This window comes from Natronospira elongata (genome assembly GCF_034931365.1).
GTDB lineage: Bacteria > Pseudomonadota > Gammaproteobacteria > Natronospirales > Natronospiraceae > Natronospira > Natronospira elongata.
Genome location: NZ_JAYGII010000002.1, coordinates 157,891 through 178,850, shown reverse-complemented (window position 1 = coordinate 178,850; position 20,960 = coordinate 157,891). Strand labels below are relative to the sequence as shown.

The 20,960-nt window shown below is 62.3% G+C and carries 14 protein-coding genes and 7 tRNA genes; 5 read left to right on the top strand and 16 right to left on the bottom strand.

What is annotated here, in order from left to right; translation table 11 throughout:
- Positions 1-226: 226 nt before the first annotated feature.
- From VCB98_RS01910 to VCB98_RS01870, 9 genes are all read right to left on the bottom strand, one after another.
- Positions 227-303 (bottom strand) — tRNA-Asp (locus VCB98_RS01910).
- A 9-nt stretch (positions 304-312) separates the two neighbouring features.
- A tRNA-Val gene (locus VCB98_RS01905) sits at positions 313-388 on the bottom strand.
- 13 nt (positions 389-401) lie between these two features.
- Positions 402-674 (bottom strand): non-specific DNA-binding protein Hbs, encoded by a 273-nt coding sequence (hbs, locus tag VCB98_RS01900; protein WP_346049902.1) that lies wholly within the window; start codon positions 672-674, stop codon positions 402-404.
- A gap of 311 nt (positions 675-985) precedes the next feature.
- On the bottom strand, positions 986-3,376 hold the full coding sequence (gene lon, locus VCB98_RS01895; protein ID WP_374729183.1) for an endopeptidase La: 2,391 nt from the start codon (positions 3,374-3,376) through the stop codon (positions 986-988).
- Positions 3,377-3,595: 219 nt separating this feature from the next.
- Complete coding sequence (clpX, locus tag VCB98_RS01890; protein WP_346049898.1) at positions 3,596-4,876, bottom strand: ATP-dependent Clp protease ATP-binding subunit ClpX; 1,281 nt, start codon at positions 4,874-4,876, stop codon at positions 3,596-3,598.
- Between the two features lie 164 nt (positions 4,877-5,040).
- Positions 5,041-5,676, bottom strand: a complete 636-nt coding sequence (gene clpP, locus VCB98_RS01885) for an ATP-dependent Clp endopeptidase proteolytic subunit ClpP (RefSeq protein ID WP_346049896.1) — start codon at positions 5,674-5,676, stop codon at positions 5,041-5,043.
- A 30-nt stretch (positions 5,677-5,706) separates the two neighbouring features.
- The gene (gene tig, locus VCB98_RS01880; protein ID WP_346049894.1) at positions 5,707-7,008 is read right to left on the bottom strand and encodes a trigger factor; all 1,302 of its coding nucleotides are present in this window, start codon (positions 7,006-7,008) and stop codon (positions 5,707-5,709) included.
- 88 nt (positions 7,009-7,096) lie between these two features.
- Positions 7,097-7,185, bottom strand: a tRNA-Leu gene (locus VCB98_RS01875).
- A 131-nt stretch (positions 7,186-7,316) separates the two neighbouring features.
- Entirely contained in the window at positions 7,317-7,685 is a 369-nt protein-coding gene (locus VCB98_RS01870) for a DUF6164 family protein (protein ID WP_346049892.1), read from the bottom strand.
- A 148-nt stretch (positions 7,686-7,833) separates the two neighbouring features.
- On the opposite strand from VCB98_RS01870, the gene VCB98_RS01865 reads away from it, so the two are divergent.
- Positions 7,834-8,208, top strand: coding sequence for an endonuclease domain-containing protein (locus VCB98_RS01865; protein WP_346049890.1), 375 nt, complete (start codon positions 7,834-7,836; stop codon positions 8,206-8,208).
- A gap of 54 nt (positions 8,209-8,262) precedes the next feature.
- Here VCB98_RS01865 and VCB98_RS01860 read toward each other — a convergent pair whose 3' ends face one another.
- A complete protein-coding gene (locus VCB98_RS01860; RefSeq protein WP_346049888.1) occupies positions 8,263-10,086 on the bottom strand; it encodes a 3-hydroxybutyrate oligomer hydrolase family protein in 1,824 nt (607 codons plus the stop codon).
- 141 nt (positions 10,087-10,227) lie between these two features.
- On the opposite strand from VCB98_RS01860, the gene VCB98_RS01855 reads away from it, so the two are divergent.
- Positions 10,228-10,992 (top strand): 3-hydroxybutyrate dehydrogenase, encoded by a 765-nt coding sequence (locus tag VCB98_RS01855; RefSeq protein ID WP_346049886.1) that lies wholly within the window; start codon positions 10,228-10,230, stop codon positions 10,990-10,992.
- 25 nt (positions 10,993-11,017) lie between these two features.
- Entirely contained in the window at positions 11,018-11,692 is a 675-nt protein-coding gene (locus tag VCB98_RS01850; RefSeq protein ID WP_346049884.1) for a response regulator, read from the top strand.
- Here the strand turns inward: VCB98_RS01850 and VCB98_RS01845 are convergent.
- Both VCB98_RS01845 and VCB98_RS01840 read right to left on the bottom strand, forming a co-directional pair.
- Positions 11,656-15,036: a hybrid sensor histidine kinase/response regulator gene (locus VCB98_RS01845; RefSeq protein ID WP_346049882.1), complete on the bottom strand. Its 3,381-nt coding sequence runs from the start codon at positions 15,034-15,036 to the stop codon at positions 11,656-11,658. The genes VCB98_RS01850 and VCB98_RS01845 overlap by 37 nt on opposite strands.
- Positions 15,037-15,125: 89 nt before the next feature.
- The gene (locus VCB98_RS01840) at positions 15,126-17,366 is read right to left on the bottom strand and encodes a TonB-dependent receptor (RefSeq protein ID WP_346049880.1); all 2,241 of its coding nucleotides are present in this window, start codon (positions 17,364-17,366) and stop codon (positions 15,126-15,128) included.
- A gap of 204 nt (positions 17,367-17,570) precedes the next feature.
- On the opposite strand from VCB98_RS01840, the gene VCB98_RS01835 reads away from it, so the two are divergent.
- Positions 17,571-18,884: a GntP family permease gene (locus tag VCB98_RS01835; protein WP_346049878.1), complete on the top strand. Its 1,314-nt coding sequence runs from the start codon at positions 17,571-17,573 to the stop codon at positions 18,882-18,884.
- A gap of 303 nt (positions 18,885-19,187) precedes the next feature.
- Here VCB98_RS01835 and VCB98_RS01830 read toward each other — a convergent pair.
- From VCB98_RS01830 to VCB98_RS01815, 4 genes are all read right to left on the bottom strand, one after another.
- A tRNA-Lys gene (locus VCB98_RS01830) sits at positions 19,188-19,263 on the bottom strand.
- A 127-nt stretch (positions 19,264-19,390) separates the two neighbouring features.
- Positions 19,391-19,466 (bottom strand) — tRNA-His (locus VCB98_RS01825).
- A 54-nt stretch (positions 19,467-19,520) separates the two neighbouring features.
- A tRNA-Arg gene (locus tag VCB98_RS01820) sits at positions 19,521-19,597 on the bottom strand.
- 38 nt (positions 19,598-19,635) lie between these two features.
- Positions 19,636-19,712, bottom strand: a tRNA-Pro gene (locus tag VCB98_RS01815).
- A gap of 389 nt (positions 19,713-20,101) precedes the next feature.
- On the opposite strand from VCB98_RS01815, the gene folD reads away from it, so the two are divergent.
- Positions 20,102-20,956 (top strand): bifunctional methylenetetrahydrofolate dehydrogenase/methenyltetrahydrofolate cyclohydrolase FolD, encoded by an 855-nt coding sequence (folD, locus tag VCB98_RS01810; RefSeq protein WP_346049876.1) that lies wholly within the window; start codon positions 20,102-20,104, stop codon positions 20,954-20,956.
- Positions 20,957-20,960 lie beyond the last annotated feature (4 nt).

Sequence of the window (20,960 nt, the reverse complement as noted above, 5' to 3'; positions counted from 1 at the left end):
GTACGTTTTCCGTCCCCGCGGCTGCGGGGGCCCCCGAAGGCTGCTGATGACAGTCGGCTGTCCGGTGGAATCGGAATTTGCCACCCGGGCCGCCCTACAAACCGCCTAGGATGCCACCAAATGAGCCGGGGCTCAAAGGCTTGGCGCCGATTTCTTCTCCATCCAGGCGGGATACCGACAAGCGGGCAAAAAAAGAGGGCATCCAACAGGATGCCCTCTTCTCGTATGGCGGAGTGGACGGGACTCGAACCCGCGACCCCCGGCGTGACAGGCCGGTATTCTAACCAACTGAACTACCACTCCGACTTTTACTGGTGGGTGCTGGAGGGCTCGAACCTCCGACCCTCGCCTTGTAAGGGCGATGCTCTCCCAGCTGAGCTAAGCACCCTCAAGGAAAGCGTTTAGTTTACCGCATCCTTGAGCGCTTTACCAGCCTTGAAACCCGGAACCTTGCTGGCGGGAATCTGGATGGTTGCACCCGTTTGCGGGTTGCGGCCGGTGCGTGCGGCACGCTCCTTCACGGAGAAGGTGCCAAAGCCGACCAGCGTGACCTGATCACCCTTCTTGAGGGTCTGAGTCACGTTGTCGATGACGGAATCCACGGCACGAGTGGCATCGGCCTTGGACAGATCCGCGGACGCGGCCACGGCTTCGATCAGTTCCTGCTTGTTCATAGAACCCTTTCCCCTGTTTGCGGTGGAGTTTCCGCGACGATCTGAAGGCAGGCTCCGTCCGGTATCCGGCATTAAAGCCTTGCCGGCCCCGACTCCTCACCTCCATGAGGCGGGGCATTATGTCAGCATTCAGGATTCGCGGCAACCGTATTTCGTCGACCGATCAGCTCGACCGGCAATGACGTCCTGAGGTTTATACCAACTGCCGAAATTGAGTGTCAACACGGTCCGGGCAACACCGGCTTCGCCGAGGCGATGTCGCCGGCGTTTGCAGGCGACATCGCAAGCGTTATCCCGAGCTTATTTCGACATCAATGGGGACGCGTTGCTTCCTCCGGATCATCCCCCTTGCCTTCCTCTGACGGCGTCTTGCCAGAGGCGTCATCGGTACCCTTGGGTTCAGGCATCCGGGACAGAGCAATCTGCAATACCTCGTCAATCCAGCGGACCGGACGAATATCCAGCTTCTCCTTGATATTGTCGGGTATCTCCGCGAGATCCTTGCGATTCTCCTCCGGAATCACCACCACCTCAATGCCACCCCGGTGGGCGGCCAGGAGCTTCTCCTTGAGGCCGCCGATGGGCAGCACCTCGCCCCGCAGAGTGATCTCACCGGTCATGGCAACATCGGCCCTGACCGGGATCCCGGTGATCGAGGACACCAGCGCCGTGCACATGCCAATACCGGCGCTGGGACCGTCCTTGGGCGTGGCCCCTTCGGGCACGTGGACATGGACATCATTGGTCTGATGAAAGTCCTCGGAAACGCCCAGTTTGCGCGTCCGACTGCGCACCACGGTCATCGCGGCCTGTACCGATTCCTGCATCACATCGCCCAGCTGACCGGTCTGATGGAGCTTGCCTTTGCCGGGCATGACGGTACTTTCGATGGTGAGCAATTCCCCACCCACTTCCGTCCAGGCCAGGCCGGTAACCTGACCCACCTGGTCATGCTCTTCGGCGCGGCCAAAGCGATAGCGCTGGACGCCCAGGAAATCACTCAAATTCTCAGGAGTAACCGTGATGGTCTTGGTGTCCTTCTCCAGAAGCAGGCGCTTGACCACCTTGCGGCAGATTTTTGCCACTTCCCGCTCCAGGTTCCGAACACCCGCCTCCCGGGTGTAGGTCCGAATCACGGCTAACAGGGTCTCGTCGGGCACATCGATCTCTTCCGTCTTGAGACCGTTGTCCCTTACCTGCTTGGGCAGCAGAAATTCACGCGCAATGCTGAGTTTCTCGTCCTCGGTGTAACCGGCCAGTCGGATCACTTCCATCCGGTCCAGCAAGGGCGCCGGAATGTTGAGGGTGTTGGCGGTACACACGAACATCACATCCGAGAGGTCAAAATCGACTTCCAGGTAGTGGTCACCGAAGCTCGAATTCTGTTCCGGGTCAAGCACTTCCAGGAGCGCCGAGGCGGGGTCGCCACGGAAGTCCATGGCCATCTTGTCGACCTCGTCAAGCAGGAACAGGGGGTTCTTGACGCCCACCTTGGCCATGTTCTGGGTAATCTTGCCCGGCAATGAGCCAATATAGGTACGGCGATGACCACGGATTTCGGCCTCATCCCGCACCCCACCGAGTGACATGCGGACAAACTTGCGGCCCGTGGCGCGGGCAATACTGCGCCCCAGGGAGGTCTTGCCAACACCGGGCGGGCCCACCAGGCAGAGGATGGGGCCCTTGAGCTTTCTCACCCGCTGCTGCACGGCGAGGTATTCGAGAATCCTCTCCTTGACCTTCTCAAGGCCAAAGTGATCTTCGTCCAATATGCGCTGGGCACGGGCCAGATCCTTGCGGATGCGACTGCGCTTTTTCCAGGGCACACTGGTCAGCCAGTCAATATAATTGCGCACCACGGTGGCCTCGGCCGACATGGGCGACATCAGCTTGAGCTTGTTGAGCTCGTTGTTGGCCTTGTCACGGGCTTCCTTGGGCATGCCGGATTCCTCGAGCTTCTTCTCGAGATTTTCCAGCTCATTGGGGGCGTCCTCCATGTCCCCGAGTTCCTTCTGAATGGCCTTCATTTGCTCATTCAGGTAGTACTCGCGCTGGCTCTTTTCCATCTGCTGCTTGACGCGCCCACGGATGCGACGTTCCACCTGGAGAATATCGATCTCGCCCTCGATCAGGGCCAGCACCTGCTCCAGGCGCTCGCGCACATTGTCCAGCTCCAGAATGGCCTGCTTTTCTTCCAGCTTCAGGGACATATGGGCGACCACGGTATCTGCCAGGCGCCCTGGCTCGTCGATACCGGACAGGGAGGTCAGCACCTCCGGCGGCACCTTTTTATTGAGCTTGACGTACTGGTCGAACTGGGAGATGACCGAACGCATCAGCACGTCCACTTCCCGCTCGTCGTGGCTCTCATCCTCCGGGACCGCCCGCACCTGGGCGAGGAAGAAGCCCTCGTCCTTCAGCTCGGCAATATGAGCGCGCTGAACCCCTTCCACCAGCACCTTGACGGTGCCGTCGGGCAGTTTCAGCAGCTGCAGGATCTGCGCCAGGGTGCCGACGCTGTAGATATCCTTTTCGCCGGGATCATCCACCTCGGCGCTTTTCTGGGCCACCAGCAGGACCTGCTTGCCGGACTCCATGGCCTTTTCCAGTGCCTCGATGGATTTCTCCCGGCCTACAAACAGGGGGATGACCATATGGGGATAGACCACCACATCACGGAGGGGAAGGACAGCCACTTCCATGCTGTCGCCCTCCTCCAGGATGGGGTCCTTCTTGTCGTCACTGATGCGTTCTTCGCTCATGGGATGCGACCTCTCATGGGACGGCGGACAGCACCGGCCGGAATGGCCGCCTGCCCGCCGAACATTTGTCTCTACTGGGTGGGATGTGGGGGCAACACCGACGGCTTTCAAGCATCGGCGCCCCCATAAAGCTTCGGGGGCCCGCAGGCCCCCGACGAATCAGTCCTCGCCCGAGCCGGCTGCTGCCTTCTCTTCCGAGCGATAGATGATATAGGGGCGGGCCTCGCCGTTGATTACGGCCTCATCCACCACGACCTTCTCCACATTTTCCATGGAGGGCAGATCGTACATGGTGTCCAGCAGAATTCCCTCGAGGATGGTGCGAAGACCGCGTGCCCCGGTCTTGCGCTCCATGGCCTTGCGGGCCGTGGCCCGGAGTGCATCCTCGCGGAAATCCAGCTCGACGCCTTCCATGTCAAACAGCTTGCGATACTGCTTGACCACGGAGTTCTTGGGCTCCACGAGGATCTTCATGAGGGCTTCCTCGTCAAGCTCTTCCAGGGTCGCCACCACAGGCAGCCGGCCCACGAACTCCGGGATCAGGCCAAACTTGATCAGGTCCTCCGGCTCGACGTCATGCAAGACCTCGCCCACGTTGACGGTTTCGTCCCTGGAGCGAACCTCGGCGGCGAAACCAATCCCGCTCTTGTGGGAACGATCCCGGATCACCTTTTCGAGGCCGGCAAAGGCGCCGCCCACAATGAACAGGATGTTGGAGGTGTCCACCTGCAGGAATTCCTGCTGGGGATGCTTGCGGCCACCCTGGGGCGGAACCGAAGCCACCGTGCCTTCAATCAGTTTGAGCAGGGCCTGCTGCACCCCTTCCCCGGAAACATCCCGAGTGATGGAGGGGTTGTCGGACTTGCGCGAGATCTTGTCGATCTCGTCGATGTAGACAATGCCCGTCTGGGCCTTCTCCACCTCGTAGTCGCACTTCTGCAGCAGCTTCTGGATGATGTTCTCAACGTCTTCGCCCACATACCCCGCCTCGGTGAGGGTGGTGGCATCGGCAATGGTGAAGGGCACGTTGAGCATCCGGGCCAGGGTCTCGGCAAGCAGAGTCTTGCCGCAACCGGTGGGCCCGATTAGCAGAATATTGCTCTTCGAGAGCTCCACCTCATCCTTGCGCTGGGTGGATTCCAGCCGCTTGTAATGATTGTAAACGGCCACGGACAGGACTTTTTTGGCCCGTTCCTGGCCGATCACATATTCGTCGAGGACACGATTGATCTCCTGCGGTGTGGGCAACTCACTGCGCCCGGTTTCCGCAGACTCCTGCATTTCCTCGCGAATAATGTCATTGCACAGTTCCACGCATTCGTCACAGACGAATACGGAGGGGCCGGCAATGAGCTTGCGCACCTCGTGCTGACTCTTGCCGCAGAAGGAGCAGTACAGGAGCTTTCCGTCCTCGTTTCTGCCGCCCTTTTCGTCGGTCATCTTTCCTCGCCTCGACTGGCGCTGACTTTGGCGCCCGGGTTGCCGGCCCGGACCCCCTGGTGTCCGGCCCCACCGGAAGCAAAAACCGATGGGCCTGACTCAATGTATATCACGGGCGTCAAGCGCACCCAAGCGCTCTGCCGACACCCGGCCGCAAAACAGGATCAGGCGGGCAGGTCCCGCTGGCCCAGAACGGTGTCGATCAAGCCGTAATCCACGGCCTCATCGCCGCTCATGAAATTGTCCCGATCCGTATCCTTCTGCACCTGCTCCAGGGGCTGACCGGTGTGCGAAGCGAGAATCTCGTTCAGCCGCTCACGGGTCTTGAGGATTTCCTTGGCGTGGATGTCGATATCCGACGCCTGACCCTGGAACCCACCCAAGGGCTGATGGATCATCATGCGCGAGTGACGCAGGCTGTGCCGCTTGCCCTTGGCGCCGCCGGCCAGCAGGATCGCACCCATGCTCGCGGCCTGTCCCACACAAATGGTGCTGACGTCCGGCCGGATGAACTGCATGGTGTCGTAGATGGCCAGACCCGCGCTCACATGCCCACCCGGCGAATTGATGTACAGATGGATGTCCTTGTCGGGATTCTCAGACTCCAGGAACAGCAATTGGGCCACGATGACGTTGGCCATGTAGTCTTCCACCGGCCCCACCGCGAAGACCACCCGCTCCTTGAGCAGTCGAGAGTAAATGTCGTAGCTCCGCTCGCCGCGCGCGGTCTGTTCCACGACGATGGGCACGAGATTGAGGGCACTGGTGTCCAATGCGCCACTGTTCCGGATATCAGTCATGATCGGCTTCCTGTTTGAATTGGACGTCGCTTACTGGGCGAAGTTCATCACTTCCCGGAAGGGCTTTTCAACCTCTTTGATTTCCAGCTCTCCCATCAGCTTCTCGATCACCTGCTCTTCCAGAGCCATGGTCTGGAGCTGCTGCATGGCCTGGGGATTGGCCTTGTACTGGCGTGCCAGCTCATCGGCGTTTTCCTGCCCGGCGGTGACCCGCTCCAGGACCTTGTCAATATGGGCCTCGTCGGGCTTGAGCTCATGCTTGCGGATGACCTCACCCATCAGCAGGCCCACCCGCACGCGACGCTCGGCCTGATCACGGAACATTTCGTCGGGCATGTCGGGGGCCTTGTCGGGGTCGCTGACGCCCATGCGCTGCATGGTGTCCTGACGCAGGGACTGGATCTCCTGGTCCACCATGGCCGTGGGCACATCGATTTCGTTCTTGGCCAGGAGCTTCTCCAGGACCTGCTCGCGGACATTGCCACGCACGGTCTGCTCCAGCTCGGCGTCCATGTTGTTGCGCACTTCTTCCCGGAGCTTGTCCACGCCGCCCTCGGTGATCCCGAAGCGTTCGCAGAAGCTGTCGTCCAGCTCGGGCAGTTCCAGGGCCTTGACCTCATGGACCTTGACCTGGAACACCCCCTTCTTGCCAGCGACTTCCTCGCTGCCATAGTCCTTGGGGAACTTGACCTTGACCTCAAGTTCCTGACCGGCTTCGACGCCCTTCAGGCCCTTCTCGAAATCAGCCAGCAGTCGACCGGCGCCGAGTTCCACTTCCACGCCTTCCGCGGAACCACCTTCGAAGGGCTCGCCGTCAACCTTGCCCTCGAAGTCGATACGCACCTGGTCACCATCGGCCGCCGCCCGCTCAACCGGCTTCCACTCGCCGTGCTGACGCTGGAGATTCTCCAGCATGGCGTCCACATCTTCATCGGTGATTTCCACCTTGGGACGTTCGATGGATTCGCCTTCCAGGCTCTTGAGCTCGATCTCGGGATAGATTTCAAAGGCCGCCTCGTACTCCAGCTCCTTGCCCGGCTCACTGTCCAGGGAGCTGATTTCCGGGCCGCCAGCCGGTCGCAGGGCCTCTTTCTCAAGGGCCTCGGACCAGGTTTCCCGCACCACTTCATTGACGACCTCGGCGCGGACCTGCTCGCCATATTGCTGGCGCATCACCTTGAACGGCACCTTGCCCGGGCGAAAACCGGGCAACTTGGCCTTCTTGCCAAGCGACCGAAGGCGGTTATCCACCTCCTTGTCGATGCGCTCGGCCGGGACCTGGACCTTCATCCGGCGCTTGAGACCGCCGTCGGATTCCACTGAAACCTGCATGGACAACTCCCTCAGAAAACAGAAACCGGCCGCCTTGGGTCGCGACCGGTGGGAACAAAGGCGACCCGCGATGGGCCGCCGGTGAATCTGGTGCGAAAGGAGAGATTCGAACTCTCACGGGGCGTCAACCCCACTGGGACCTAAACCCAGCGCGTCTACCAGTTCCGCCACTTTCGCATTGCCGGCCCGCCCGCTCAGGGGGCGAAATCACGCCACACCCCGAGAAAATTGGGCCAATGCCGGAAGACCCCCCATTATACCGGCTCGCCAATAGCTCGGGAAACCCCGGCCTTCGCTGCGGCCTGGCCTCAGTCCCCGGCCAGGGAGAAGAAAGGCAACAGCATCAGATAGACAATGAAGGCGGTTGCCCCAATGGCCGCAAGCACGCGCAGGGGCTGGCGACGGAGAAAACTGCCTACGGTATCCAGCTCGCCGGCCCGCCGCCGCTCTTCCCGTTCCGCCAGGGCCTGCTCCCGGCGGCGGGCCTGATACTCCGCCATCAAGGCCTTGGCTTCGGCCATGCGTTCCCGGTCCCGGACCCAGATACCGCCAACGGTAATGCCCCAGCGGTTGGGGGGCGTCTCGTAATAATCGATATCATGCGCTTCCAGCATCTCGCGGACGTCATCCGCCTCGTCATCCGGCACATGCCGCAAATTCAGCAGCAGTCGACCCATAATTGCTCCACATCGGCCTGTTCGTGGTGAACATCTTGCATTCAGGATAGGGATTTTCCTACAAAGCGATGCGAAAAGCACCGGCTGTGCGCTCGCTCGGCGCTTCCTATCATAGGCGGCAACAGTCAACCGCACCGGGGAGCAAACAATGATGACTGCAGGGGAAATCACGCAGAGCGGCCGCAGGCTGTTCGCCAGCCTTCAATCGCAGGGCGACGCCGACAAGCGGCTGTGGAAGCGGCTCCGCCATCATCAACTGGGGGTCCTGTTCCGTCGCCGGCAGGTTCTTGGCAGCAACCGGGTGGACTTTTACTGTCCGGAGGCTGCCATGGTGGTGGTGATCGACGTCGAACCTGATGACAGGGGAAACGAGGAAGATCAACGCTATCGCCGCTTCGGCCTGGAGACCCTGCGCTTCGAGGAAAGCGAGATCCTGGAAGATCTGGACCGGGTGGTGGTGGAGATCTTTCGTCAGGTCACTCTCCGCACCAACTCCCCGGCCTTTCAGGGCCATCACTCATAATCGCTCGGGGCACCCGGGCGCGGCGAACCCGCGGCGCCCGGGTCGATCCCAATCTTACCGCCACTGCTTCGCCTCCGGCAGCGCGTCCTCATACTCTCCCGTCAGATCCAGGGGGGCCGCCAGCGCCGCCTCTCCATCCAGCACCTGCCACAAGCGCTCAAAGCCCGCCTGGGCGTAGGGCATCAGGGGACCGTGCAGTGATCGCATGCCCGGCAGGGCCAGCATGGCGTCGAAATGCTGGGCCCGAGGTATCTCGCGATAGACCAGATGATCCGCACCGGCAGCCAGTGCTGCCTCCACGTAAGGGCGGCTGCTGAAGGCGGCCGGCACCAGACCGTCCATCTCGCCATGCAGGATCAGCACCGGCACATCCGGCAAGCGGGCGCTGGCCAGAGTTTCCGCCACCGCCGCCCGCAGTCCGGTCGCTTCCTCATCATCGCCGGTCCACAGTTCTCGCAAGCACCCCAGTCCGACGATGGGATCCTGCCCTTCCCCGTCCAGCAATTCGATCATCCCGTCCGGGGCGATACCGGGGCTCAATGACCACCAAAGATTGCGTTCAACCGTCGTGGCCAGGCGAGGTCGGCGGTCATCATCCAGCAACGCCGTGCGGTAATCACAGGGCATGTCGCCAGCACCGCGGGCGAGATAAGCGGAGGCATAGGTGGCGGCGACCGAGCGAAAGAGGCCAAACGCGGCATTGATCGCCGACTGACTCAGGGCCTGCTCGGTGAAACCCGCATCCCGCAGGATAGTGGCCGCCTCGGCCGGATCCGGCTGCTCCAGCCAACCGGCCTCCGCCAGGGCCTCACAGGCCTGGCGCCCTGTCACTGCCTGCCCCGGCTGTGCCAGGCTCATCGCCGACAGGGCATCCTGGTCGGCCAACAGACAGGGCTGATAGAGGGCCGCCAGGGTGGCGTAATCGTAAAGTGGCGGCGCTCCCTCAACAGTGATGTTGGGCGCCACGGCCAGCACCGCATCAATCCAACCGGCCTCATCCTCTTCCGCGGCCCGCAGCACCGCCCCGCCGGCATTGGACAACCCGGCGGCCAGAACACGCACCTGCCCCCTATCCACCTCATGCTCCGGGGTGGCCTCCTCCAGCCAGACCAGAGCCTGATCAATGGCGGCCAGGGTGAACTGACCCCAATCGGCCTCGGGATGGTCTCCGGAATGAGCATGCTGCATGGCCACAAGTGGCTTGGACGTCGTGCTATCGGGCTCAAAGCCGAGCGGCTCCTCGCCGGGTGCGGCAACCTGGGCGTCCAGGGTGATGCCCTTGCCCGCGGCCAGATCGAAATGATCTGAACCAGCCCCCTTGTCAGTCATGACCAGGGCGCAGCCTCGCGATAGAGCCCATGGCCCCGCAAAGCCGATGGCACCATAAACCCCGCGGGAACCGGAGGCCGGAGCCACGACCAGGCAGGGGGTATCGGCATTGAATGAATCCGGCAACTGCATCAGAACGCGTGCCGGCTGACGATGGCCGTCCAGACGAAGGAACTGATGAAACTCCACGCCGGCAAGCTGCGGCAGGGGGTCATCGGCGAAGGGTGCCGGGCCCTGCACATCGACGATCGAGGTCCAGTTGGCGTGCATGGCGAGGCGACGCCGGGCCTCAAGCGAGGCCTGTTCAGGCTCGGCCGGAACAGGGGCCCGGGACTGGAGACCGCGCCAGCCCAGACCGGCCGAGACCAGGTCCTCGTAAGGCGTGACCTTGAGCTCCCCCAGCGCCTGATAGGACGGCCCCATCGACTCCTCCGGCCGCTCCCGTTCACAGCCCAGCAATGAGGCCAGCAGAAGCGGCAGACAAGTCAACACAGCCAGGGACAGCAGCCAGGGCCTTGCCAGACTGTTACTGCCAGTTCTCTCTGTCATCAGATTCGCTCCCAGTCGTGATCAGTCCATACAGCACAGCTTAACGCCCTAAAACCCCGGCCCGACTTGGACCTTGGTACAGGTTCGGTCATCGCCCGAACGTGCTAGCGTTTTCATACAGCCAACAAGGAGCATAGAGCAATGGCTCAGCGACATGTACTGATCACGGGCGCGGGCAGTGGTATCGGCGCAGGCATCGCCCATGACCTGGCCGCCAGGGGCGACCAAATTACGGTCAGCGACCTGTCACTGGAAGCCGCGGAAGCCACTGCCCGGGCAATCCGGGATGCCGGCGGCAAGGCCGAGGCCCTGGCCATGGATGTTGCCAGTGATGAATCGGTCAACGCCGCCCTGGACCAGCTCTCCGATCCGGTGGAGGTGTTGATCAACAACGCCGGTCTGCAGCATGTGGCGGCACTGGCGGACTTCCCCATGAGCAAATGGGATCAACTCATCCAGATCATGCTGGTGGGCGCGGCGCGAGTCACGCGGGCGGTTCTGCCCGGCATGGAGGCTCGAAATTTCGGGCGGATCATCAATATCGGCTCCATCCATTCACTGGTCGCCAGTCCTTACAAGAGCGCCTATGTTGCCGCCAAGCATGGTCTGCTTGGGCTGTCGAAAGTGGTGGCACTGGAGACGGCGAAATCCGACATCACCATCAACACCATCTGCCCGACCTATGTGAAGACACCGCTGGTGGAGCAGCAGATCGAATCCCAGGCCCGCAGCCACGGCATCCCCAAATCGCAGGTCGTGGATGAAATCATGCTCAAGCCCATGCCCAAGGGCGTTTTCATCAGTTTCGAGGAGCTGGCGGGCATCTGCCATTTTCTGATCGGTCCCGCAGCACGTAATATCACGGGACAGACCATCACCGTGGACGGCGGTTGGACGGTAAGCTGAATGACCGCGCCAAGAGTGGAGAGCCATGCCGCGTGTACTGATCGCCGATGATCACCCCCTGTTCCGGGCTGCGCTCAGCCAGGCGCTGGCCCAGTGCCTGCCGGAAGCCGAAATCATTGAAGCCCATGATCTCCCCCAGGCCCATGCATGTCTTCAGGAGTATCCCGACACCGACCTGGCCATGCTGGACCTGCGCATGCCGGGCAGCCAGGGACTGGCGGGCCTGGCCGCCATCCGCTGTGAGTATCCCTCCGTGGCCGTGGTCGTGGTTTCCGGCAACGAGCACCCGCAGGTAGTCCGCCGGGCCCTGGACCATGGTGCTGCCGGCTTCATCCCAAAGAGCTCAGGCCTGGAGGAGCTGACCGAGGCCATCGAGGCCATCATGAACTGTCGCGAATGGATCCCCCCGGGACTGGAGGAAGCGGTCGCTGCCGAGCCAGGCGGTGACGAGGAGCTGGCTGCCCGCATCGCCAGCCTGACACCCCAGCAGTTCCGGGTATTGCAAATGGTTGCCGAGGGCTATCTCAACAAGCAGATTGCGGATCAGCTTGGCATTCAGGAGCGCACCGTCAAGGCCCATATGAGTGACATCTTCCAGAAACTGGATGTCCGTAACCGGACCCAGGCCGGGGTCGCTTTCCGTCAGTTAAGTATTGATCAAGGCTACGAGCGCCGACGGGAATCGGAGGCCCTGGACTGAGAGCGGGCTGACAGCAGGCGCCGCAACAGCGAACGCAGCGCCAAAGGCTTGAGGGGTTTGTGCAGGAGCTCACAACCGGCTTGGGCAGCTGCCTCACGCAGAGACGCACCGTGGTCGGCACTGATCAGAACGGCTGGCAGGGGCCCCAGCTCCTGGCGCAGAGATTCCAGTACGGCAAGACCGGTTTCCCCTTTATCCAGATGGTAGTCCAGCAGCAGGACATCCGGCAGGGTATTCGCGCAGGTCTCTGCCGCTGTCCGGCCATCGCGAGCCTCGTAGACCTCGCACCCCCATTCCGATAGCAGCCCCGCCAGGGAGGCGCGCATGGCCGGGTCGTTATCCACCACCAGTACCCGACCCTGAAGCCGGTCACGACCGATCCGGCTGGGCTGACGCGCCTGGCGCCTTCCAGGCTCTGCCCGGGGGACCCGGACCCCGAACAGAGTGCCGCGACCGGGCACAGACTCCAGCACCAGCTCATGGCCCAGCAGCCTGGCCATGCGCTCGGAAATGGCCAGCCCCAGTCCCAGCCCGGGCGCGGCTTCCTCGGCCTGCAGCCGCCTGAACTCCTCGAAGATCACCTGCCGGGAATCCGGCTCGATCCCCGGACCGGTATCCCAGACACCTACAAGCAACTCGTCGCCATAACGACGACATCCCATCAGTACTCGGCCCCGCTCGGTATAGCGCAGGGCGTTGGACAGGAAGTTCTGAACGATCCGGCGAAGCATCTGGACATCGCTGCGGACCCAGACCCGGCTCTTTACACAGCGCAAATCCAGTCCCCGTTCACCGGCAATCAGGGAGAACTCACCAGCCAACTGATTGAACAGGTCATTCAGGGGAAACTCATTGATGCGTGGTCGCAAGCCCCCGGCATCCAGACGGGAAATATCCAACAAGCCGCTGAGCAGGGATTCGGTGGCCCCCAGGGCCCCATCAATCTGCTGCAGACTGCGCGCTTCCGCCTGGCCATTCATGCGTTGCGCCAAAGAATGGGTCAGCAATTGGGCGGCATTGAGCGGTTGCACCAGGTCGTGGCTGACCGCGGCGAGAAATCGGGTCTTGGCCTCATTGGCCCGCTCCGCCTCGGTCATCGCCTGCTGCAGTTCGGCGGTACGGGATTGCACGCGTTGCTCCAGGGTCTCGTTGATCCGTCGCAGTTCCTCCTCGGTATGGCGAAAGGCCGTGACATCGGTAAAGGTGGCCACAAAACCGCTACCGGGCATGGGGTTGCCGCGAATTTCGATGATCCGACCATCCGGCCAGGCGCGCTCCACCCGGTAGCGGGAACCGCTGCGCATATGGGCCAGGCGTCGCTCGATGGCACCCTTGCTATCCCCGGCCGCCAGTAGCCCGGTGCGGGCATTGTGCTCAAGCAGATCCGCCACCGGGCGGCCCACGCGAATCAACTCGGGGGGATAATCGAACAGATCCAGATAGGCCCGATTCCAGGCCACCAGCCTTAGGCGATCGTCCACCACGCAAACGCCCTGACTCATGTTTTCCAGGGCCCCTGACAGAACCTCGCGACTGAAGCGCGCGCGGGCCGAGGCCTCGCCCACCATGTCGGCGACAGTGTCCAGCGGTGCCGGGGCCCGCTGGCGGGCTGCATCAAGCAACAGCCGCGCCGATGCGGCGCCCACCATGGCAGACAGCTCATGCTCGACGGCTCGTTCCAACTGGCGACCCTCACCACCATTGTGGAGCAGACGAACTGCCCGCTCCCTGCCCAGGAAACGCCGGGCAATGGTCTCCAGGGTATCCGGGTCAATCTGGTTGGTGGGGGCGGCCGGCGCCTGCCCTGGCCCCAGCAAACGCAATAACAGGAAGATAAAGGCCAGATTGACCGCCAGACTGGTGGCAACGGCGCGGGCCAGCACATCCAGTTGGCCCAAACCGAAAAAGCCCTCTGGCGATAGCCAGGCCAGGCCCAGCGGGCCGTCGGACAACCAGGCAGTGGGCAAGCCGAGAGCCGAAACCGCCAGGGGCACCAGCAACACATAGGTCCAGACCACGATCCCCGCTGCCAGACCGGCCAGGATGGCGCGCTCCGGCAATCCGGGACGATAAACAGCGAGCACCACCGCCGGTGCCAACTGGGCCAGGCCCGAAAAGGACAGGGCGCCGATCTCCCCCAGGGGCTCTGCCACACCAAGGGCCCGGCTGTAGCCGTAGGCCAGCAGCAGAACCACGAGTATCCCAAGCCGGCGCTGTGTACGCACCGAGATGGGCAACTCGCCGCGACGGCCGCCGGTTCCCCGCAACAAGGCCGGTGTCAGCCAGTGGTTACCGATCATGATCGACAGGGTCAGGCTGGCCAAGATCACCATGCCGGTTGCCGCGCTCAGCCCCCCCAGGAAAGCGAACAGGGCCAGCCCCGTCTGCCCTTCCATCATCGGCAGTTGCAAGACATAGAGATCGGGCGGCACTCCCGCCGGCCCCAGCAGTTCGCCGCCCGCCCGGGCCAGGGGCAGGATGGGCAGGCTGATAAGGATCAGAAACAGCGGGAAGAGCCAGCGTGCCGTTCGCATGTGCTCGGGATCACGGCACTCGACAATCCCGATGTGGAACTGATGCGGCAAGGTGAACATGGCCAGGGCACCGAGCAGCATCAGGGTCAGGAAGCTGTCCAGGTTTTGAAACTCTGGCCTGGGTGTACTGGCAAGAAGGTCCGCGGGCCCTGAAAACAGCACAAAGACGACGAAGCCACCCAGGGCCAGCATGGCGGCCAGCTTGAACAGGGACTCGAAGCCCATGGCGAATACCAGACCGCGATTGTGTGCGGTGGCCGCCGCCCATCGGGTCCCGAAGATCATGCCGAACACGGCCATCAGGATCGCCACGTAAAAGGCCAGGTCCTGCCAGGCCGGCGGCTCCCCTCCCCCGACCTCGCCTACACTCAAGGCGCTGAAACTCATGGCAACCGCCTTGAGCTGCAGAGCGATGTAGGGAACCAGGCCGATCAGGGCCACAGCCGTCACTGCCGCAGCCAGAGCCGAACTCTTTCCGAATCGACTGGCAATGAAGTCGGCAATGCTGGTGCTGTTGTGCTGTTTGCTCAGGCGTACCAGGCGACGCAAGAATGGCCAGCCAAACAGAAACAGCAGGATGGTGCCGATGAAGGTAGGCGGTATGGGCCAGCCGGATTCGGCCGCCTGGGTGGTAGTGCCGTAAAAGGTCCAGGCGGTGCAGTAAACCGCCAGAGAGAGCACGTAGACAGTCGGCCAGATTCGATGCCAAAGGCGGCTGGGGCGTTCTCCCAGCAAGGCCACCGCAAACAGCAGCCCCAGCCAGGCCAGGCCGGCCAGAATCAGGGTGGCAATGGTGACCGTCTGGGTCATGAACTCAAGCCTGAAACATGCATGGCATCAGAATACCCGACGGAAAACGGCCCCGCGAGTGCGGGGCCGTCTCCGGATCCACGCCGGGATCAGTAGTAGTGACGCAGGGAGAGCATCCAGTGGCGAGGTGCGCCAAAGAAGGCGCCCTGGATATTACCCACGCTGGAGAACTCCTGGGCATCCACCTTGTACACTTCATCGGTGAGGTTACGGACACTGGCTGCCACTTCCCAACGGGCATCGGGGGTGAGATAGCGCAGCTGGGAATTGAACAGCCAGTAGTCATCCTGGAACAGGCCCGGCTGATTATCCACGCTCAGGGCCGTCTCATCACGATACTGGGCATCGCCACTCAGGGTCAGGGTGCCGCCATTGCCCAGATGGAAGTCATGCAGGACCCCAAAACGGAATGTGACGTCCGGGGAGAAGGGCACCTCGTCATCCGAGCGGTCGGCATCGTCAAAACGGAGATCAAAGAACTCCTTGTAGCGAGCGTCCAGCAGGCCCAACTGCATGGATAGACGGGTATCGTCGCCGACCTGGGCCAATGCTTCCAGCTCCAGACCGTCAATACGCAGTTCACCCGCGTTGATGACCGGGAACTGGTCGATATCCTCGGCCACCCGAGCCTGGAAATCCTGATAGTCGCTGCGGAACACCGCCCAGTTGGTGAGCAGGCGTCCATCCAGGAAGGTCGCCTTGAGACCCAGCTCGAAGGTATCCACGATCTCCGGATCAAATGCACTGGTATCCGTTGGCGCATTGGCACGGCCATTGAAACCGCCCGCCTTGTAACCGCGGCTCAGGGAGCCGTAGGCCATCATGTTTTCATCAATGTCATAACGGACGCTGAGCGAGGGCGTGACTTCCGACCAGCTGTCCTTGTCCTCGAAGGCGAATGTGCCTTCCAGAAAATCAAAGTTCGAGAAGGTAGATGTGGTGCGGAAGTACTCTTTCTCATCGCGGGTGTAGCGAGCCCCGGCGGAAAGCTGCCAGCGCTCGGCCAAATCCCAGGTCCCCTGTGCAAATACGGCGTAGCTGGTCGTGCTCAGGTCATCTTCAATGGTGCGCAGAAAATCCACCGGTGCACCGGCAAAGGTAAAGGCATCATTGGCAATGGCTTCCTGATAGGAAGGCACGTCTTCCTGCATGTAATAGACACCGGTGACAGCCCGGAAGTCATTGCCGCCGTCATAGTGGAACTGGAACTCCTGGCTGAACTGGGACTGATCCAGGGCCACCAGCGCTTCGGTCACGGAGAATCGGGAATTATCGAAATCGAGCCAGAAGTCGGTGTCCAGCTCTCGATAGGCGCTGATCCCCTTCATTCGCCAGTGTTCATTCAGGCCCAGCTCCCAGCGGGCACTCAGCCCCCAATGATCCAGGTCCTGACCCTGTCCGGGATGCAGGTTGGTGGAGGTGCGGAAGTTGAACTCTTCTTCCGGCGCGGGCAGGAGAACAGTGCTCTCGCCGGTGGCCAGATCCACCTGAATCAGGTCTTCCTGCTGTTGGCCCAGCGTGGCGGCCGCCCGCTGACGGGTATAGTCCCAGCTGAGGGTGAGGTTGAAATCCGCTGCCGGATCGTAATGCAGCTTGGCACGCAGGGCCTGACTATCGTCATCATTGAACTCACCACCGAAGACCGGATCTTCCACATAGCCATCCATGCCGGTCACAAGGCCTGACAGGGACATGCCCCAGTCGTTGCCCAGACCTCCGCCAACATAGAACTGGCCGTTGTAGCGGCCATAGTCACCAACTCCCAGCTCGGCAATGGCTTCATTCACTTCGCCGGGCGTGCGGGTGATGATCTTGATTGCCCCTGCCGGTGAGTTACGACCATAAAGGGTGCCCTGAGGCCCACGGAGTACTTCGACCCGCTCCACGTCAAAAAGATTGAACAAAGCCCCCTGGATGCGGGACATGTAGACATCGTCCACGTAGATGCCCACCCCCGGATCAAAGGTCTGCAGGGCATCCGGCTGACCAATGCCACGGATGAAGGCGTTGACACTACTCGCCGACGCCCGGCCCTGGGCAATATTGACGTTGGGCACGGCGGCTTGAATATCGTCCAGCTGTACCGCCTGAAGATCACGCAGATCTTCACTGCTGAAGGCGGTCACTGCCACCGGTACTTCCTGGATGGTCTCTTCAACCCGACGGGTGGTCACCGCAACGCGACCCAGGTCACGGGCCTCCTCGTCGGCACCTCGCTGCTGAGCCTGCTCCTCGTCCTGCTCCGCATCCGCCGTATCGGCAAGAATCGGAGCAGGGACCAGAAACAGGAGGCTGACCAGGCTCCATGCGGAAAGTCGCTTGATATCCATGGGGACTCCTCAAGTTCACTCACTCGGGTGCAGCGGCTTTTGCCCCTGCAAGACTGTCTGGCACTAATGGAGCCTAGAAGGCAGGCACCCGGGTGTAACTTGTACTTTGGTACAGTTTCGCCGCAGGCAGCAGTCAAACGACCATGACTTCCGTGAAGCGACCGGGGGGACCCCGGTGAAGTCACCCTGTGCGGGAGTCATGGGATGCTGAGTGTCATCGGTTTGCTGGGCGCGCTGGCGCTATTGATCTTTCTCACCATGCGCGGGCTAAGCCTGTTCGTGGCCACGCCCCTCTGCGCCCTGATCGTCGCTCTCACCAGCGGCCTGCCCCTGCTGCCACCCCTGGCCGAGACCGAGGGCATGGACCTGGTCAGCCAGTACATGGACGGCTTCACGGGCTTCATCGCTTCCTGGTTCTTCGTATTCCTGCTGGGGTCCCTGTTCGGCAAGCTGATGGAATCCTCGGGCTCCGCGGAAAGCGTTGCCAACTGGATCATCAATCATCTGGGAACCAAGCGTGCGGCCCTGGCGGTGGTGCTGGCCTGCGCCGTGCTCACCTACGGTGGCGTCAGCCTTTTCGTGGTGGCTTTCTCAGTCTACCCCATGGCGGTGAGCCTGTTCCGGGAGGCTGACCTGCCCCGACGATTCATTCCCGCCACCCTGGCCTTCGGTTCGGTCACCTTCACCATGACGTCTGCCGGCTCCCCCGAGATCCAGAACTGGATTCCGGTGGAGCACCTGGGGACCAGCCCCCTGGCCGCCTGGGAGGCCAGCCTGATCGTGGCCATCTTCATGGCCACGACCGGTTACTGGTGGCTGACCTGGATGCTCAAACGCGCAGTGGCCCGGGGAGAGAAGTTCGAGGCCCGCGAGGAGGATACCGCCACCCGCCGGGACAATCTCCCCCACCCGGCCCTGGCCATCATTCCTCTCAGCCTGGTGCTGGGCATCTCCTTTACCACCCACGATGCCCTGGGCACCTCGGCCCTGATTCTGGCCCTGCTCTCTGGTTGCATCGGCGCGGCCCTGACCAATCCCCGTTTCCTCAAGGCCCCGGGACAGGCCCTGACCGACGGCGGCGTGGGCGCGCTCATTGCCATCGGCAATACCTCGGCCGTGGTGGGCTTCGGCTCCGTGGCCCGAGTTTCGCCGGCCTTCGAGTCCGCCGTGGACTGGGTTACCGGCATCCCCGGCGCGGGACTGGCCACCGCCGCCCTGGCGGTCTCGGTGATCGCCGCCTTGACCGGCTCCGCCTCGGGTGGCCAGGCCATTGCCCTGCCCATTCTGGGACAGCACTACATCGACCAGGGCGTGGACCCCGACCAGCTCCACCGCACCGTCGCGATCTCCTCCGGCGCCCTGGATTCCCTGCCCCATAACGGCTACGTGGTAACCACCATCCGCGCCATCTGCAAGGAAACCCACGCCGCCGCCTACGCCCCGGTGGGCGCCCTGACCGTCATCATCCCCCTGGCCGGCCTGGTACTTTGTCTTGGCCTGTTCGCCATCGGGCTTTGATGGGATGAAAGGGTTTGAGTCCCTGGCCCAGAAAAAAGCCTCTCAAACAAAAAACGGCCCACCCGGGTTGGGTGGGCCGTTTCGGCTTAATGGTGGGCCGCCAGGGACTCGAACAAATCGTCCGGAACGATTTGTCGCGAAGCGCGGTAGCGCGAAGCCCGGAGCGAAGCGGAGGGTGAGTCTCAGGGATGAGACGAACAACCCCGAACCATCAACAAAGACCGGGATTTGAGTCCCTGGCCCAAGAGAGAGCCTCTCAACAAAAAACGGCCCACCCGGGCTGGGTGAGCCGTTTCAGCTTAATGGTGGGCCGCCAGGGACTCGAACCCCGAACCAATTGATTAAGAGTCAACTGCTCTACCAGTTGAGCTAGCGGCCCATATTTTAAAGCCGGAGACCGGCCGTCCTGCCGCGACTCCTCCACGCAAAAGGAAAATGCGATTTCCCTTTGCTCCCGTCTCAGCAGAAGCCGAGACGCGCGTACCTACTGTACGCCGGGTAAAAACTGGGGTGGACGATGGGACTCGAACCCACGACGACCGGAATCACAATCCGGGGCTCTACCAACTGAGCTACGCCCACCATTGAACCTGCTTTACTGCGACCCGCACCAAAGCGAATCTTTGGGGCCGGGACTGGCGCGCCCGGCAGGACTCGAACCTGCAACCTACGGCTTAGAAGGCCGTTGCTCTATCCAATTGAGCTACAGGCGCAAACCCTGTTTTCCTGCCTTGAGTCCCGACCGGATAATTGGTCGGGGCAGAGGGATTTGAACCCCCGACTTCCTGCTCCCAAAGCAGGCGCGCTACCAGGCTGCGCTATGCCCCGCAATTCCTGCCGTGCCGTAATCAACGTTTCCGGCAAACTCAACATCAAGCGCCTGCTTCGCTCGCAGGCCTGTTGGCGGCTCGGCTCCTGCCTCGCCTGCCAACCCGGTCGCCGGCTGTCCTGCCGGCGCCGTTCGGACCGCTGCGTTTGTCCACCGGACAAACGGTCGGTCCTCACCCCAAAGCAGGCGCGCTACCAGGCTGCGCTATGCCCCGCGCCGAGCTGCTGAGGCCCCTTGTCAGGGCCCAACCCGGCAGACGGCGAATGATACTGCCTGAGCGGGGCAGCGTCAATTGCCCTCGCTGTTCCCGAGGCGGGCTTTATGCGACAATCAGCGCCCTTTTCCGGGACCGCGGGGTGTCCCGGCTCATCAGATTACCGGAATCGCCATGGCAGCAGAATTGATCGACGGCAAGGGTTTCGCGGCCCGCATTCGGGATGACATCAAGCGGGGTGTGGACCAGCGCACCCGGCGCGGTCTTCGACGGCCGGGCTTGGCGGTGATCCTGGTAGGCGATGACCCCGCCTCGAAAGTCTATGTGGGGCACAAGCGGAATGACTGTGAGCAGGTCGGCATCGAGTCTCAGGTGCTGGAACTGCCCTTCTCCACCACCGAAGCCGAAGTACTCCACCATATCGACGAATACAATGCCGACCCCAGTGTGGACGGCATCCTGGTCCAGCTTCCCCTACCCCGCCATGTGGACAGCACTCGGGTGATCGAGCGCATTCGCCCGGACAAGGATGTGGATGGCTTCCATCCCTACAATATCGGTCGGCTGGTTCAGCGCATCCCTGCCCTGCGACCCTGCACTCCCTTTGGCGTGATCCGCCTGCTGGAATCCATCGGTGAACCGTTCAAGGAAAGGGATGCGGTGGTGGTGGGTGCGTCCAATATCGTTGGACGGCCCATGGCCCTGGAGCTGCTACTGGCCGGCGCCACCGTTACCGTCTGCCATCGCTTCACCCGTGACACCGAGGCCCATGTGCGTCAGGCGGACCTGGTAGTCGTGGGTGTGGGCAAACCCGGCCTGGTCAAAGGCGAGTGGATCAAGGAAGGTGCCACGGTCATTGACGTGGGCATCAACCGCATGGACGACGGCCGCCTGGTGGGTGACGTGGAGTTCGACGTGGCCCGGGAACGCGCGGCCTGGATTACCCCAGTCCCCGGCGGCGTGGGCCCCATGACCCGGGCCATGTTGCTGCAGAACACCCTGGACGCCGCCCGCCATCACGACGGCTGAATAG

Coding starts and splice junctions, on each gene's coding strand:
- VCB98_RS01845 (WP_346049882.1), bottom strand. CDS start 15,036: ATGACCCAGACGGTCACCATTGCCACCCTGATTCTGGCCGGCCTGGCC.
- folD (WP_346049876.1), top strand. CDS start 20,102: ATGGCAGCAGAATTGATCGACGGCAAGGGTTTCGCGGCCCGCATTCGG.
- VCB98_RS01865 (WP_346049890.1), top strand. CDS start 7,834: ATGATGACTGCAGGGGAAATCACGCAGAGCGGCCGCAGGCTGTTCGCC.
- VCB98_RS01835 (WP_346049878.1), top strand. CDS start 17,571: ATGCTGAGTGTCATCGGTTTGCTGGGCGCGCTGGCGCTATTGATCTTT.
- VCB98_RS01855 (WP_346049886.1), top strand. CDS start 10,228: ATGGCTCAGCGACATGTACTGATCACGGGCGCGGGCAGTGGTATCGGC.
- lon (WP_374729183.1), bottom strand. CDS start 3,376: ATGGAAGTGGCTGTCCTTCCCCTCCGTGATGTGGTGGTCTATCCCCAT.
- VCB98_RS01850 (WP_346049884.1), top strand. CDS start 11,018: ATGCCGCGTGTACTGATCGCCGATGATCACCCCCTGTTCCGGGCTGCG.
- clpP (WP_346049896.1), bottom strand. CDS start 5,676: ATGACTGATATCCGGAACAGTGGCGCATTGGACACCAGTGCCCTCAAT.
- VCB98_RS01840 (WP_346049880.1), bottom strand. CDS start 17,366: ATGGATATCAAGCGACTTTCCGCATGGAGCCTGGTCAGCCTCCTGTTT.
- clpX (WP_346049898.1), bottom strand. CDS start 4,876: ATGACCGACGAAAAGGGCGGCAGAAACGAGGACGGAAAGCTCCTGTAC.
- VCB98_RS01870 (WP_346049892.1), bottom strand. CDS start 7,685: ATGGGTCGACTGCTGCTGAATTTGCGGCATGTGCCGGATGACGAGGCG.
- tig (WP_346049894.1), bottom strand. CDS start 7,008: ATGCAGGTTTCAGTGGAATCCGACGGCGGTCTCAAGCGCCGGATGAAG.
- VCB98_RS01860 (WP_346049888.1), bottom strand. CDS start 10,086: ATGACAGAGAGAACTGGCAGTAACAGTCTGGCAAGGCCCTGGCTGCTG.
- hbs (WP_346049902.1), bottom strand. CDS start 674: ATGAACAAGCAGGAACTGATCGAAGCCGTGGCCGCGTCCGCGGATCTG.